This is a genomic window from Nonomuraea sp. NPDC050536 (assembly GCF_044457685.1).
In the GTDB taxonomy this organism is placed as follows: Bacteria; Actinomycetota; Actinomycetes; order Streptosporangiales; family Streptosporangiaceae; genus Nonomuraea.
This window is the reverse complement of record NZ_JBITHD010000014.1, coordinates 126,325-139,292: the sequence shown is the minus strand read 5'-3', so window position 1 is coordinate 139,292 and position 12,968 is coordinate 126,325. Positions and strand designations below refer to the sequence as shown.

General features: G+C 72.0%; 12 protein-coding genes. 4 read left to right on the top strand and 8 right to left on the bottom strand.

Annotated elements, in window-relative coordinates; all coding sequences use genetic code 11:
• The first annotated feature begins 20 nt into the window (after positions 1-20).
• A complete protein-coding gene (locus ACIBHX_RS33810) occupies positions 21-860 on the top strand; it encodes a helix-turn-helix transcriptional regulator (protein WP_397071449.1) in 840 nt (279 codons plus the stop codon).
• Here ACIBHX_RS33810 and ACIBHX_RS33805 read toward each other — a convergent pair.
• The 5 genes from ACIBHX_RS33805 to ACIBHX_RS33785 form a co-directional block, all read right to left on the bottom strand.
• A complete protein-coding gene (locus tag ACIBHX_RS33805) occupies positions 814-2,106 on the bottom strand; it encodes an FAD-dependent oxidoreductase (RefSeq protein WP_397071448.1) in 1,293 nt (430 codons plus the stop codon). The two genes, ACIBHX_RS33810 and ACIBHX_RS33805, sit on opposite strands and share 47 nt — an antisense overlap.
• An 86-nt stretch (positions 2,107-2,192) precedes the next feature.
• Complete coding sequence (locus ACIBHX_RS33800) at positions 2,193-3,365, bottom strand: class I adenylate-forming enzyme family protein (RefSeq protein WP_397071447.1); 1,173 nt, start codon at positions 3,363-3,365, stop codon at positions 2,193-2,195.
• A 1-nt stretch (position 3,366) separates the two neighbouring features.
• Complete coding sequence (locus tag ACIBHX_RS33795; protein ID WP_397071446.1) at positions 3,367-4,932, bottom strand: AMP-binding protein; 1,566 nt, start codon at positions 4,930-4,932, stop codon at positions 3,367-3,369.
• 7 nt (positions 4,933-4,939) lie between these two features.
• The gene (locus tag ACIBHX_RS33790; RefSeq protein ID WP_397071445.1) at positions 4,940-5,977 is read right to left on the bottom strand and encodes a hypothetical protein; all 1,038 of its coding nucleotides are present in this window, start codon (positions 5,975-5,977) and stop codon (positions 4,940-4,942) included.
• Entirely contained in the window at positions 5,977-7,023 is a 1,047-nt protein-coding gene (locus ACIBHX_RS33785; protein ID WP_397071444.1) for an LLM class flavin-dependent oxidoreductase, read from the bottom strand. Before ACIBHX_RS33785 ends, ACIBHX_RS33790 begins: the two co-directional genes overlap by 1 nt.
• A 143-nt stretch (positions 7,024-7,166) precedes the next feature.
• Between ACIBHX_RS33785 and ACIBHX_RS33780 the strand changes: the two genes are divergently transcribed.
• Positions 7,167-7,595 (top strand): hypothetical protein, encoded by a 429-nt coding sequence (locus ACIBHX_RS33780; protein WP_397071443.1) that lies wholly within the window; start codon positions 7,167-7,169, stop codon positions 7,593-7,595.
• On the opposite strand, the gene ACIBHX_RS33775 is transcribed toward ACIBHX_RS33780, so the two are convergent.
• Positions 7,545-8,498: an acyl-CoA dehydrogenase family protein gene (locus ACIBHX_RS33775; protein ID WP_397071442.1), complete on the bottom strand. Its 954-nt coding sequence runs from the start codon at positions 8,496-8,498 to the stop codon at positions 7,545-7,547. The two genes, ACIBHX_RS33780 and ACIBHX_RS33775, sit on opposite strands and share 51 nt — an antisense overlap.
• Before the next feature lie 90 nt (positions 8,499-8,588).
• Here ACIBHX_RS33775 and ACIBHX_RS33770 point away from each other — a divergent pair, with 90 nt between their 5' ends.
• Both ACIBHX_RS33770 and ACIBHX_RS33765 read left to right on the top strand, forming a co-directional pair.
• Entirely contained in the window at positions 8,589-9,233 is a 645-nt protein-coding gene (locus tag ACIBHX_RS33770; RefSeq protein WP_397071441.1) for a hypothetical protein, read from the top strand.
• Between the two features lie 73 nt (positions 9,234-9,306).
• Entirely contained in the window at positions 9,307-11,043 is a 1,737-nt protein-coding gene (locus ACIBHX_RS33765; protein WP_397071440.1) for a proline--tRNA ligase, read from the top strand.
• Between the two features lie 832 nt (positions 11,044-11,875).
• Here the strand turns inward: ACIBHX_RS33765 and ACIBHX_RS33760 are convergent.
• Both ACIBHX_RS33760 and ACIBHX_RS33755 read right to left on the bottom strand, forming a co-directional pair.
• The gene (locus ACIBHX_RS33760; protein WP_397071439.1) at positions 11,876-12,322 is read right to left on the bottom strand and encodes a ferritin-like domain-containing protein; all 447 of its coding nucleotides are present in this window, start codon (positions 12,320-12,322) and stop codon (positions 11,876-11,878) included.
• Positions 12,319-12,687, bottom strand: coding sequence for a hypothetical protein (locus ACIBHX_RS33755; RefSeq protein WP_397071438.1), 369 nt, complete (start codon positions 12,685-12,687; stop codon positions 12,319-12,321). The genes ACIBHX_RS33760 and ACIBHX_RS33755 overlap by 4 nt, the downstream gene beginning before the upstream one ends.
• Positions 12,688-12,968 lie beyond the last annotated feature (281 nt).

Below are 12,968 nucleotides of genomic sequence, written 5' to 3'. Positions count from 1 at the left end.
AAGCCGGACATACTTCTGACATGGATGATCTGGGGGGCTTCCTCAAGTCGCGCAGGGCACGCGTGACACCGCAGAGCGCCGGCCTCGAGCCGGGGGCGCGCAGGCGCGTGGCAGGGCTGCGCAGGGAGGAGGTCGCGCTGCTCGCGGGGATCAGCGTCGAGTACTACGTGCGGCTCGAGCAGGGCCGCTCGACGGCGCCCTCGGAGGAGGTGCTGGACGCCATCGCCCGCGCGCTGCGCCTCGACGAGGTCGAGCGCGCCCACCTGGGCCGCCTGGCAAGGCCCGCCCGCCGTACGGCGCGGCCGCGCGGGGACCTGGTACGGCCGCAGCTGCTGCGGCTGCTCGCGCTGGTCGAGCGGGCACCCGCCATGATCGTCAACCATCGCGGGGACCTGCTGGCGGCCAACGCGCTGGCCTCGGCGCTGTTCCCCGGCGACGTGCGGAACCTCACCAGGTTCGTCTTCAGCACCAGCGGCCGCGAGCTGTACGAGGACTGGGAGACCATCGCCAGGGACGCCGTCGGCCAGCTGCGCCTGGCGGCCGGGCAGTACCCGGGCGACAGGGGACTGGCCACGCTGATCGGCGAGCTGTCGATGGGCAGCGAGGACTTCCGCAGGCTGTGGGCCGCCAGGGACGTCAAGATGCGCACCCACGGCGTCAAGCGGTTCCGCCACCCGCTGATCGGCGAGCTGGAGCTGGGCTACCAGCACTTCGAGGTGGCCGAGGCGCCCGGTCAGCGGCTGATCACGCTGCTGCCCGAGCCCGGCAGCGCGACCGAGGCCGCGCTCGCGCTGCTCGGCTCGTGGAACGCGGTCATCCCCGATACGCCGCGCGCATCGCCTCCAGGCCGACCAGCTTGACGCGCTCACCGCGGCCCAGCGTGCGGGCCAGCTCCGCCTCGGCCTCCTCGATGCGCATCCAGTCGGCGTAGCTGACCGGGGTGACGCCGCGCGCTGCCAGCAGATCGTCGATCTCGGCGGTGCGCCCAGCCGGACGGTCGGCCAGCAGCGTGCGGACGGTCTCGGCGGCGTCGGACTTGTTCGTGCCGATGACGCCGGTCGGGCCGCGCTTGAGCCAGCCCGCCACGTACTCGCGGTCTTTGACCTTGCCCGCCTGGTTCGGCACGGTCATGGTGTCGGTGGAGAACGGCACGCCGGGCAGCGGCACGCTCTGGTAGCCGACCGAGCGCAGCACCATGCCCACCGGCAGCGTCTCGAACTCGCCCGTGCCCACCACCCGGCCCTCCTCCGACAGCCGGGTGCGCTCGAGCCTGAGCCCCTCCACCCGCTCGCTGCCCAGGATCTCCACCGGCCGCAGCCAGAAGCGGACGTCCAGCCGTCGCGGGCGCCCGACCGGCTCGCGCGCCGCCCACGACTGCAGCACGTCGATGTTGCCGCGGATCTGCCGGGGGAAGTCGGCGCCGAGCACGACCGCCTCGTCGGGGCGCACGCACACGTCGGCGTTGGCCAGCTCGCCCAGCTCCCGCAGCTCCTTCAGGGTGAACTTGGCGTGCTCGGGCCCGCGCCGCCCGATCATGTGGATGGCCTTGACCTGGCTTCCCGCCAGCCGCTCCAGCACGTCGTGCGGCACGTCGGTGGAGCTCAGCTCGTCGGCCGTCTTGGCCAGGACGCGCACCACGTCCACGGCCACGTTGCCCACGCCGATCACCGCGACCTCGGGGCTGTCGAGCGTGAACCGGTCGGTGGGCACGTCGGGGTGGCCGCAGTACCAGTTGACGAAGTCGGTGGCGGCCACGCTGCCCGGCAGGTTCTCGCCGGGGATGTTCAGGTGCCGGTCGACCATCGCGCCCGTGCAGTAGACGACGGCGTCGTAGCAGGCCAGCAGGTCCTCCACGGACAGGTGCTCGCCGAGCGTCACCCCGCCGAGGAAGCGCACCTGGGGCAGCTCGAGCACCTTGCGCAGGTAGTTGGCGATCGACTTGATCGAGGTGTGGTCGGGCGCGACCCCGTATCTGACCAGCCCGTACGGCGTCGGCAGCCGCTCGAGCACGTCGATCTCCACGGGATCCTGCGCCTGCTTGATGAGAGCCTCGGCCGTGTAGAGCCCCGCGGGTCCCGACCCGACGACCGCCACGCGCAACGCCATCCGTACCTCCCAGGCGATACTGCCCAGATCATGGTTCTTTCATCTTGTACGGCGAGCGGCCCCACCGCCAGCCGCCGTGACCACGATCACGCCAGTCGCAGGCGGCCGAGGGAATCCACGTAGCCCGTATCGCCGGTGCGGACGTAGCCGTCGCGGGTGAGCGTCCGACTGCTTGATCTCCCTAAATATCCGGACATGACGGCCGGGGAGCGGAGATGGATCTCGCCGGTCTGGCCCGGCGGGAGCGCGAGCCCGTCCGGCGCCCTGACCGACACGTCCACGCCGGGACGCGGCCGGCCCACGCTCACCTCGGCGTCCTCGGGCGGGTCCTCCGGCCGGGTGCCGAGCCCGAGGCCGGCCTCGGTGCAGACGTAGCGGTTGCAGACGGGCACGCCGTACCTGTCGCGCAGCGTCCTGATCAGCCCGGGCGTGGCGGGAGCGCCGCTGGACAGGACGAGCTCCAGGTCGGGCAGCGCGCCGTCGCAGGACAGGATCGCGGCCAGCTGCCGCGGGCTCCCCTGCAGCACGCCGAGGCCGAAGTCGCGCATCACCCGCAGCGCCGCCTCGGGATTCCACTCGGGAAGCACATGGCAGGTCCTGCCCGCCTGCAAATAGACCGGCAGGCGGGTGGCGAAGGCCAGGTGCCCGAGCGGGACCGCCACCAGGCGCGCCTCGCCCTGGCCCCACCGCGGCCCGGCGCCCCGCGCCCTGATCGCCGCCAGTTGCCGGTTGGCGAACACGGCCGCCTTGGGCGGCCCGGTGCGCCCGGCGGTGAACGTGATCACCACGGGCCTGCCGGGATCGGGCGGGAACGGCGGCGGCGGGCGCTCCTGCCTGCGCAGCCCCGTCAACCGCCGCAGGGGATCGCGGGCATCGAGCGGGAGGGTCACCACGTCGAGACCGGGTAACGGCGGCAGGACACGGGGGCCGGCGACGACGATCGCCGGGTCGAGCGCGGCCAGCAGGCCAGGGCGTTTCGTGCCGATGCCCGCGGTGATGGCGCCCAGCTTGGCGGCGGCCACATAGCAGATGACGAACTCGGGGCCGTCGGGCAGCGCCAGGACGACCACGTCGCCGATCCGGACGCCGCGGTGGGCCATCCCCGCGGCCACCTCGTCGGACAGGCGATCGAGCGCGGCGAACGACAGACACGTGGTGCCGGTGACGACCGCCGCGCGAGCCCCGAACCGGCGTGCGGCCTCTCCGGCCAGCAGGCGCAGCATGGGCGGGCTCCAGGTGCAGAGAAGGCGCACCTCCACGCTACCTCTCGCGCAGCGCCTGCTTGTCGACTTTTCCGTTGGCGTTGACGGGCAGCGCGTCGACCACGATCACCCGGCGGGGCACCTTGTAGCCGGCCATGTTGGCCTTGGCCCACGCGAGCAGACCCTCGACGTCGAGGGTGACGCCTGCCCTGGGCACGACGTAGGCCCAGCCGGCCTCGCCGGCGACCTCGTCGGGCCTGCCGACCACGGCGGCCTGCTCGAGCGAGCCCTCGCGCAGCAGCAGCGACTCGACCTCGGCGGGGGAGACGTTGAAGCCGTTGACGATGAACAGCTCCTTCTTCCTGTCCACGATGGCCAGATTGCCCGCCGCGTCCAGGACGCCGATGTCGCCGGTGTGGAGCCAGCCGTCGGCGTCGACGGTCTCGGCGGTCTTGTCCGGCTCGCCCCAGTAGCCGCGCATCACGCCGTAGCCGCGCTGGAGCACCTCGCCGCGTTCCCCGGCGGGGACCTGCTTGCCGGCGTCGTCGACGATCCTCACCTCGATGCCGGGCACCGGGCGGCCCGTGGTGCCGGCGATCACCTCGATCGGGTCGCCCTGACGGGTCATGGACACCACGGTGCCCTCCATCAGGCCGTAGGCGTTGATCATGCGTTCCAGTCCGACGCCGACGGCCAGCCGCTCGATCAGCCGGGGCGGCACCGAGGCGGCGCCGCAGATCGCCACCCGCAGCGACGAGACGTCCCACGAGCCCCGGTCGAGCTCGTCGAGCACCCGGTAGAACAGCGTGGGCGGGCCCGCCAGGATGCTGACCCGCTGCGAGGAGATCAGCGACATCAGCCCGTCGGGCGAGAACACCGGGATCGGCAGCATCGTGGCCCGCCGCAGCACGCACGCGATGAGCCCGGCGTTGAGCCCGAAACCGTGGCTGAAGGGCGCGATGACCGGGTAGCGGTCGTTCGCGCCCAGGGTCACGATCTCCGCCCAGTCCCAGTAGCCGCGCAGCACCTGGGCGTGGTCGAGCATGACGCCCTTGGGCGTGCCGGTCGTGCCGGAGGTCGACATGATCTCGCACAGGTCGTCCGGCCGTACAGCCAGGGCCCGCTCCTCGGCCGCAGCCACGGGGACGCTCTCGCCGAGCGCGAGCAGCCTGGCCGCGGTGAGCCGTGCCGGGGCCAGGGGCTCGGCCTGCCGTACCGCGTGATCGTCCGGCACCACCACGTGGCGCAGCTCCACGTCCCACGGCAGCAGGTCGGCCAGCACCGAGCCGTGCGGTCCCGCGCCGGTGATCAGGACGCGGGTGCCGGTCTTGGCGATGAGCCCGGACGCCTCGATGCCCTTGAAGCGGGACGAGAGCGGCACGATCACCGCTCCCGCGTCCCAGATACCCAGGGCGTGGATCACCCAGTACGGGTCGTTCACCCCCCACAGCGCCACCCGGTCTCCCGGCTCGACGCCCAGCGCGATCAGCCCGCGCGCCACCGCGGCGGCGCGCTCGCGCAGCCAGGCCATCGGCCTGTCCTCCACCACCGCGCTGTCAGGGTGGCGTCGGGCCTGGTCACGCAGCATGCGGGGGAGGGTTCCCCAGTCGGGCACCGGCTGCATGGCGCTCCTAGGTGATGAGGGCACGGTCGCGGCCCAGGTGGTGGCCGCGCAGGTCGTTCAGCACGCCGGGGGAGCTCGTCTCCGAGACCTCCTGCGCGATCTCCACGCCGATCGAGATCGGGGTCAGCGTCTGGAGCGCCTGTTGGATCCTGGAGCGCCACATCGGGTTGCCGACCAGGCTCTCCCTGGTGAAGGTGACCGTGAGTACCGCCGCGTCCAGCGTGCCCTGGCGGCTGATCGTCAGCTCCCACGTGGACACGCCGTCGATCTTGGCCAGCGCCTTCTCCAGGCGCGGCAGTGACAGCCACACGCCGCGCACCAGCACGTGCTCGCCGACGGTGTGCGCCGGCGCGTGGAAGCCGCGCGTGACCTGCCCGGTCCGCAGTACGGCGTCGCCCAGCGAGGAGTGCACGTAGGGGGTGATGACCAGCTCGCCGTCGCCCTCCACGAGCTCGTCCTTGGCCAGGGCGGCGACCTGGAGCACGCCGTCCACCAGCGGCGTCAGCGGCTCGTCCTCGGCGGTGCGCCAGGCCAGCGCGCCGCCGCTGAAGGGGCTGGCGTACACCTCGCTCACCGAGGCGTCGAACTCGCCCGCCAGATGGGTCAGCGTCCGCTTCGAGGCGATCTCCCCGGTCAGCACGATGTGCCGCAGCCCCAGATCCAGCGGATCCAGCAGGAACTCCAGATGCAGCCTGGCGAGGAAGTCCATCGCGCCCGTCGGGGTGGCCACCAGCGTGGTCGCCTTCAGCGCGGTGAGCGCGTGGTGCAGCCGCATCCGGCCGCGCGGGCCCACCGACGCCGCGGCGCCGGCCACGTCCGCGGCCGCCGTGGCCCACAGCGGTCCCGCCGGCTCCGACAGCGCCACCACGACCCTGTCGCGCTCGCCCACCCCGGCGGCCTGCAGCGCGGCCCCGGTCAGCCCGGCGGCGGCCGTCCGGTCGTCGGAGCCCACCGGGAAGACGCTGGAGACATCTGAGGGGACCAGCAGCAGGCCGGTGGCGGTGCGTCCGGCGGCGGCCAGGTCGTCGCGGGTCAGCCAGCGCATCAGCGCATCACCTCGGTCATGAACGTGGTCATCGAATCGCGGACGTGATCGTGCGCCAGGCCGCCCACCTGGCACTGCAGGATCAGGTCCGTGGCGCCTGCCTCGGCGATGCGGGCCACCGCCTTGCGCGAGCCCTCCACGTCGTCCACCACGACCATCAGGTGCTCGCGCAGCGTGGCCATCGCCTCCTCGGGCGGCATCCCGGCGGCCAGCTGGCCGAGCACGCGGTGGGTGGCGTGCCTGGCGTCGTAGTAGTCGGGCGGGGTGACCAGGTTGACCTGGCGGCGGATGTACCACAGCACGGCGTCGGTGGCCTCGTCGCGGGCTTGGCCGACGTACCAGGGGATCATCAGGGCGACCCGCCTCGTCGCGGGGTCGAAGCCGCTGTCCGCCAGACATTGCCGATATTTCGCGATGTCGGCGGCGACGTCGTCGATGCCCTTGAGCATCGTCATCCCGAGCAGGTTGTAGCCATGCCTGGCGGCGGCCAGGTACCCCTCGAGCGAGGTGGAGGCCACCCAGACGGGCGGGTGCGGCACCTGGGCGGGACGCGGGTACACCGCCACGTCGGGGATCTCGAAGAACTCGTTGGAACGCTGGATCGGCTCGCCGTCGGCCTGCCAGATGGCCAGCGTGGCCTCGAGCGAGTCCTCCCAGATCTGCCGCGACTTCTCGAAGGGCCGCTGGAACGCCTGGTACTCCAGCGGGGACGCCCCGCGCCCCGTGCCGAACTCCACCCTGCCGCCGCTCAGCACGTCCAGCGTGGCCACCCGCTCGGCGGTCCTGATCGGCGACTGGAACGGCAGCAGCACCACGCCGAGCCCGAGGTGGATCCGGGTCGTCCGCTGGGATATCGCCGCCAGCACCAGATCGGGCGCGGAGGAGTGCGAGAAACCCCTGGTGAAGTGGTGTTCCACGAACCAGGCGGTGTCGAAGCCCAACTCGTCGCCGAGCACGACCTGGTCGATCACGTTCTGGAAAGCCCGCTGTTCGACCTCGCGGGTGCGCCCGCGGACCTCCAGCTCATATCCCAGGCTGACCCGCATCCATCCTCCTAATAAACCAAGCGCTCGCTTGGTAAGGCTACCAGCGCCAAGCACTTGCGTGAAGGGCGCGTTGACGATCAGAGTGGATGCTCGTGAGGCGAAAGCACGCGCCGCGGCGGCCGAAAGATGGCACGCTCCGAGGCATGGGGGACGACGAGCTGTCGCTCACGAGCGCGCGCCGTTACGAGGCGTTCGGCCGGGTGATGGCCGCGCTGTCGACCGAGGCCGAGTTCATCGAGTCGTGCCGCGACCTGACCTGGTGGCGCGGCGCCGACCACAGCTGGCACATCGAGTGGCGCGACGGCCCCTACGCCTCCGAGGTGGCCGCCTTACTGGCCGAGCAGGTGCGCGACCCCGGCTTCGAGGGCAGCCTGGTCACGCCCGCGGGCCCCGGCGGCTCCACCGCGGCCGTGCTCGACGTCATGGGCGTGCGCTTCGAGCTGCGCGCCATCGACCCGCTGGGGCGCGACAGGGTGCGCTCCACGCCCGGCCTGTGGCGCCTGGCAGAGGCGCTGGACACCTCACGGCCGACCAACGCCCGCCATCCCTGGGAAGAGCTGCTCGGCGGCTAGCCGTGCCCTGTGCGCCCGCGGCGGGCAGAAGAGCTGGGCGTCGGAGGTGGCCCGCTTGAAGTAGCGGTGCGCGGGATGCTCCCAGGTGATCCCGATGCCGCCGTGGATCTGGATGTTCTCGCCCGCCGCGGTCAGGTACGCCTCGGTGCAGTACGAGCCCGCGATCGCCGCGTTCGCCGGCGAGTGCCACGCCGCCAGCGCCGCCGACCTGGCCGACTCGACCAGCAGCAGCAGGTCCGCCAGCCGGTGCTTGATCGCCTGGAACGACCCGATCGGCCGCCCGAACTGGTGGCGCCGCCTGGCGTGCTCGACGGCCATCTCCAGGCACCGCGCCGCCCCGCCCACCTGCTCGGCCGCCAGCGCCGCGATCCCCAGACCCCGCGCCCGCCCGCTCGCCGCTCCGGCCGGCCGTACCTCGACGTCGTCGAAGGCGAACTCGGCCAGCGGCCTGCTCTCGTCCATCATCCGGTACGGCGTGCGTCGCGTCGGCGTGGCCTCCACCAGGCGGTCGCCCACCCGGACGAGCACGACCTCGCCGTCGAGCGCGTATGCCGCGGTGCCGGTGAGCCGTCCGTTGCGTAGTGAGATGCCGGATGATTCCACCACGGTGGCTGTGACATATCCCTCAGCGATCCCCGGCAGCAGGCGCGCCATCGCCGCCTCGTCGCCGCCCGCCTTGAGCGACTCCACGGCCAGCACGGCCGTCTGGAGGAAGGGGTGAGGCGACAGCGTCCTGCCGAGTTCCTCGGCCACGACCGCCACCTCGGCGGGTCCCGCGCCGGCGCCGCCGTACTCCTCGGGGACGGCCAGGCCCGCGACGCCCAGTTCGTGCGCGAAGGCCCGCCAGGAGGCGCCCTTGCGGTCGGTCAGGTAGGAGCGCACGGCGTCGCGGAGCTCGTCCATGGGGACCACCTTAACCAAGCGATTGCTTTGGTCAGATATTGGTCAACCGAAATTTGCCTTATCTGTAACGCAACATACTGTTATGGCGCGATGAACCAGGAGACCGCGCTCGAGTATGCCGACTACGCCGAATACGACCGTCGGCTGCTCGGCATACAGCGGCACATCCTGATCGCCTTCTTCGCCGGGCTGGCCGTGGGCATCACCGGCACGCTCATCGACGAGTGGGGCCTGCGCGGCCTCGCCCAGTACTTCGACCCCTACGCCTACCTCGGGCTGTCCATCTACATCGGCGCCACGGCGGCGGGCTTCTACTGGGCGCTGCTGACCACGTTCCTGTCCACGGCTTCCTCGCTCGTGGCCGGCATGGGGGTGCTGGCCTGCTTCGGCCGGCTCGACATCGACCTGGTCGAGGGCGGACCCAAGGCGATGAACCTGCTGATCGCCCTGGTGGTGTCCATGGGGCTGCTCGGCCACCTGGCGCGGCGCGCCGACCGCTGGGGCGACGCGGCCGCGGGCGTGACCGCCGGGCTGCTGATCGTGGACGTCATCGACCGGGCCACACCGGGGTTCCTCGACTACGACGCGAACTTCTGGCCCGTGCCCGCGATCCTGATCGGCGCGCTCAGCCTGGCGGTCGCTCCGATGCTGCGGACCGGCCTCACCGGCCGCCTGCGGGCCCTGGGATACGCGCTGTTGATCATCGGACCGGCCTGGTGGCTGCTCGCCGCGTGAATATTTCGCCAGACCGGGCGGGGAACTCGATAGCCTGTAATCCTCCACATCCGGGTTCGAGCAAGGAGTAGCCGTGTTGCTGCGCATGTCGTCGTTGTTTCTTCGCACCCTGCGGGACGACCCGGCAGACGCGGAAGTCCCGAGCCACAAGCTCCTGGTCCGCGCCGGATACGTCCGCCGCGTGGCGCCGGGCATCTACTCCTGGCTGCCCCTCGGCAAGATCGTCCTGGAGAACGTCACCCGGATCGTCCGCGAGGAGATGAACCGGATGGGCGGCCAGGAAGTGCTCTTCCCCGCCCTGCTGCCCAGGGAGTTCTACGAGGCCACCGGCCGCTGGACCGAGTACGGTGACACGCTCTTCCGGCTCAAGGACCGCAAGGGCGTCGACTACATGCTCGGCCCCACCCACGAGGAGCTCTTCACCGACATGGTCAAGGGGGAATACTCCTCCTACAAGGACTACCCGGTCACGCTCTACCAGATCCAGACCAAGTACCGCGACGAGGCCAGGCCCCGGGCGGGCATCCTGCGCGGGCGGGAGTTCCTGATGAAGGACTCCTACTCCTTCGACCTCGACGACGACGGCCTCAAGCGCTCCTACGAGCAGCACCGCGAGGCCTACATCAGGACCTTCGACCGCCTCGGCATCCAGTACAAGATCGTCTTCGCCCAGTCGGGCGCGATGGGCGGCTCGGCCTCCGAGGAGTTCCTGGCGCCCGCGCCCACCGGCGAGGACACGTTCGTGGCCTGCCGCTCCTGCGGTTACGCGGCCAACGCCGAGGCCGTCACCACGCCCGCGCCCGCGGCCAGGTCCCTCGACGGACTGGAGCCCCAGCAGGTCCTGGACACGCCCGACACCCCAACCATCGAGACGCTGGTCAACTACGTCAACGAGCACCACGGCATGTCGATCACGGCCGCCGACACGCTCAAGAACGTCGTCGTGTCGATCCACACGCCCGGCTCCGAGAAGGCCGAGACCCTCGTCATCGGCGTGCCCGGCGACCGCGAGATCGACTTCAAGCGCCTCGAGGCCGCCCTCGCCCCCGGCGAGCCCGCCATCTTCGAGGACTTCGACAAGCACCCCGGCCTGGTCAAGGGCTACATCGGCCCGCAGGTGCTGAAGGAGCTCGGCATCCGCTACCTGGTCGACCCGCGCGTGGTCACCGGCAGCGCCTGGGTGACGGGCGCCAACGTGCCCGGCAAGCACGCCGCCCACGTCGTGGCCGGGCGCGACTTCGAGCCCGACGGCACGATCGAGGCCGCCGAGGTGCGCGCGGGTGACCCCTGCCCCCGCTGCGGCTCGCCGCTGTCGATCGACCGCGGCATCGAGATCGGCCACATCTTCCAGCTCGGCCGCAAGTACGCCGACGCCGCCCAGCTCGACGCGCTCGGCCCCGACGGCAAGCCGATCCGCATCACGATGGGCTCCTACGGCATCGGCGTCTCGCGCGCCGTCGCGGTCATCGCCGAGCAGGCCCACGACTCGCTGGGGCTCGTGTGGCCGCGCGAGGTCTCGCCCGCCGACGTGCACATCGTGGGCACGGGCAAGGAGAACCAGGTCGAGGTGGCGGTCCAGCTCGCCGAGGAGCTGTCGTCGCGAGGGCTGCGCGTCCTCGTCGACGACCGGCCCTCGGTGTCGCCCGGCGTCAAGTTCAAGGACGCCGAGCTGCTCGGGATCCCGACGATCGTGGTCATCGGGCGCGGCCTGTCGCAGGGGGTCGCCGAGCTCCGCGACCGCGCCACCGGCGAGAAGACCGAGGTCCCCCTGACGGAACTCGCCGACCGCGTGTCCGCCACCGCCTCCTGAGCCAACCCGGCCCTTCTCGGTAGCTACTCGGGCCGGTCTCGCCTGCCGTCGTTGTCTGCGGCGCCCGCTGGCCTGTTCGGGTCTGCGGCGCCTGCCGACCTGTTCGGCCAGCCCTGCTTCGGGGTCTGTACGGCAAGCCGCCCCAACCGCCGCCCGCCGTCATAGGCGGGCGGCGCGGCTCCGGCCTCGCCCTCACAGGGAGCCGCTTACCCGCCGTCACGGCGCTACGTGACCCGCCTACCCCGGCCCCTGTCCCGCCCCCCGAAGCGCCGCCCCAGCGCTTCGTGACACGCCTGCCCCGGCCCCCGTCTCGGGTCCTTCGGGGATCCGTGGGACGCCCCGCGCCTGTGGGTTGGCCGCCGTATGGGGCGCCGACCTTCGCCGTACATCGTCCCGCCGACGCGGCGCCTGGAGAGCCTTTCCCTGGGGAAGACCTGAGCTTGCGGGAGCTGCCTGAGGACGACTCGGTGCCCTGGGAGACCCGTTCGCCCCGGCGCCCGTGGCTGGCCGCCGTATGGGGCGCCGACTTTCGCCGTACACCTTCTCGCCGACGCGGCGCCTGGAGGGGCTCCCCTGGGGTGGCATGTGGGTGCGGGGTGCCTGGGGACGTCTCCGGGTCCCTGCGAGGGATCCGTCGGGACGCCCCGGCGCCTGTGGGTTGGCCGCCGTATGGGGGGCCGACTTTCGGCGTGCGTCTTCTCGCTGACGCGGCGGCTGGAGAGTTCTTTCCGGGGAAGTGTGCTTCCCGAAGATCGTCTCGACGTGGTGCCTGGAGACTTCCTCCAGCCGTTACGGCCGTCCGAACTCCACGCCGAGCCGTCGGGAGGACGGGTTAGCCGTTGGGGTGGGTGGGGGAGGGGGTTGGGGTTGGGGTGGGGGGCATGCCGGGGAAAGGGGGGATGGTGGGGCGGAAGGCGTAGGACCTAGTGGTGGATTCCTGCATGGCGGTGGCGGCGTAGCGGCGGAGAGTGGGGTCCGTGGCCGAGGTGAGTTCGAGGTAGGCGGCGGTGATGCCGTCCTCGACGTGGGCCGCCAGACGGGCCGACTGGGTGGCCGTGGTGGGGACGTCGACGTCGTAGGAGGGCTCGGCCTCGGTGGGCTTGCCGCCGCGCTGGGTGATGAGCGTGCGCAGCTGGTCGCGCCGGGCCCGGTGGGCGTCGAAGGCCGCGGCGGCGCGGGCGCGCAGGGTGCCGGTCGTACGGGCGCCGACGAGACCGTACGCCCAGACGGCGGCGTGCTCGGCCGACAGGGCCTTGCGGAGCAGATCGACGTCGCTCACAGAGACCTCGGCAGGGCGATGGCGTGCGCGGCTTCGCAGGCGCCGATGCTGGCCACCAGCTGCGCCAGTGCGGGTGAGACGCCGGCGATCTGGCGCGGGCGCAGGGCGGCCGCGCGGCGCTCGACGTCGCGCAGGCGGGTCAGTGACACCTTCGGGGAATGTGAAGGCGTGGCCGTGGGCAGCTTGCCCGCATCGGTGGAGCGCCTGTGCAGCTCCGCCAGGTGCGCCCGGTGGCGGTCGCGGAAGGGGACGAGCTTGGCGGCCCCCGCGTCGATGAGCGTGGTGTAGAGCGCGACCGTGCGCTCCTTGTCGGCGATCAGCTCCCGCAGCAGAACCCCGTCGGGGTCGAGGGTGGGCGTCGTCACGGGCCCAGGCCGGCCCGCCGTACCGCATGCGGTCAAAGCCGCGGCGGCCGCCCCGCCCGCGAGCACGGCGCGCCGGGATGGTGAACGCGGGCGCACGAGCAATGACCTCCGGGTTGGTGGACGCAGATAGCATGGTACGGGCTCGCGCCCCCCATCAGTGTCAGGCCCCGCCGTGGTGCAGGGCTCGCCACTCGACCGTGCCGAGTGGCGCTCTTTCCGTGCCCGCGTATAGATAGGGTGTCAACTGTCGTCGCTGGCTGTACGGCTCGGCGACGAGGAGC